The organism is Mesorhizobium abyssinicae (assembly GCF_049887195.1).
GTDB classification, from domain to species: Bacteria; Pseudomonadota; Alphaproteobacteria; order Rhizobiales; family Rhizobiaceae; genus Mesorhizobium; species Mesorhizobium abyssinicae.
Map to the genome: position 1 here is coordinate 1 of NZ_JARAKC010000081.1, position 1,666 is coordinate 1,666.

1 protein-coding gene is annotated in these 1,666 nt (G+C 69.8%); it reads left to right on the forward strand.

Going from position 1 to position 1,666, the window contains the following annotated elements; all coding sequences use genetic code 11:
* Positions 1-14: 14 nt before the first annotated feature.
* The coding region (locus PU724_RS33675) for a condensation domain-containing protein (protein ID WP_426213823.1) at positions 15-1,666 on the forward strand (1,652 nt) is incomplete at its 3' end.

The following is a 1,666-nucleotide window of genomic DNA, read 5'->3' on the forward strand; positions in this document are numbered from 1 at the left end:
TGGCGGTGCAGCTGATGGAGCGGCTGCGGCGGCTGTCGCTTGGGGTGGAGGTGCGCACCCTGTTCGCCACACCGGTGCTTTGCGATCTTGCCGCCAGCCTTGGCAGCCATCGCGAGGTGGCGGTGCCGGCCAACCTGATCGACGAGTGCACCAGCGCCATCACGCCGCCGATGCTGCCGCTGATCGAGCTGAGCCAGGAAGAGATCGACCGGGTCGTCGCCACGGTGCCGGGCGGGGTCGCCAACATCCAGGACATCTATGGCCTGTCGCCGCTGCAGGAAGGCATCCTGTTCCATCATCTGTTGGCCGGGCGGGGCGATCCGTACCTGCTGGTGTCGCAGACCGCCTTTGCCGATCGCGCGCTGTTGGATCGCTATCTCGGTGCGGTCCAAAAGGTGGTGGACCGTCACGACATGCTGCGCACGGCCTTTGTCTGGGAGGGGCTTTCGAGCCCGGCCCAGGTTGTGTGGCGCAAGGCGCGGCTGGAGATTGCCGAGGTCGAGCTGGATGAGGATGACGGCCCCGCTCATGAGCAACTGAAGCGCCGGTTCGATCCGCGTCACTATCGCATCGACCTTGGCCGGGCGCCGCTGTTGCGGTTTGCGACCGCGCGCGAGCCCGGCACCGGGCGCTGGCTGCTTTTGGAGCTGCATCATCACCTGATCGGGGATCACACCGCCTCGGAAGTGATGCGCGGCGAGGTGCGGGCGGTTCTGGAGGGTCGCGCGCATGAGCTTGGCACGCCGCAGCCGTTCCGCAATCTGGTGGCGCAGGCGCGGCTGGGGGCCGATGCCAAGGCGCATGAGGCGTTCTTCCGGGCGATGCTGGGCGACATCGACGAGCCGAGCCTGCCGTTCGGGCTGAGCGAGGTCCATGGCGACGGCAGCGGGGTCGGCGAGGCGCGTCGGATGCTGCCGCAGGCGCTCAACGAGCGGCTGCGGGCCCAGGCGCGGCGGCTGGGGGTGAGCCTGGCCAGTCTGTGTCATCTGGCCTGGGGTCAGGTGGTGGCGCGCAGCAGCGGGCGCGAGCAGGCGGTGTTCGGCACGGTTCTGTTTGGCCGCATGCATGCCGGCGCCGGCGCCGACCGTGCGCTCGGGCTGTTCATGAACACCTTGCCTGTGCGGCTCGACCTCGACGGCACCGGGGTCGAGGCGAGCGTGCGGGCCACGCACGCGCGGCTTTCCGAGCTGCTGGCGCATGAGCATGCCTCGCTGGCGCTGGCGCAACGCTGCAGCGGCGTTGCCGCGCCCGCGCCGCTGTTCAGCGCGCTCCTGAACTACCGTCACAACAACCCTGCGCCGGCCACGGCCGGCGGCGCCGAAGATGTGCTGGCGGGGGTGGAATGGCTGGGCGGGGAGGAGCGCACCAACTATCCGTTGAGCCTGTCGGTTGAGGATTTTGGCCAGGCGCTCGGCCTGACGGCGGAAGCAGCCGAGCCGATCTGTGCGGACCGGGTCTGCGGCTACATGCAGCGGGCGCTCGAGGCGCTGGCCGAGGCGCTGGAGCTGGCGCCCAACACGCCGGTGCGGGAGCTCGACATCCTGCCGGCCGCCGAGCGCGGCTATCTGCTGGAGGAGCTGAACCGGACGGAAGCGGACTATCCTTCGCAGCTGTGCATCCACGAGCTGTTCGAGGCGCGGGTGCGTGAGGCGCCCGACAGGGTGGC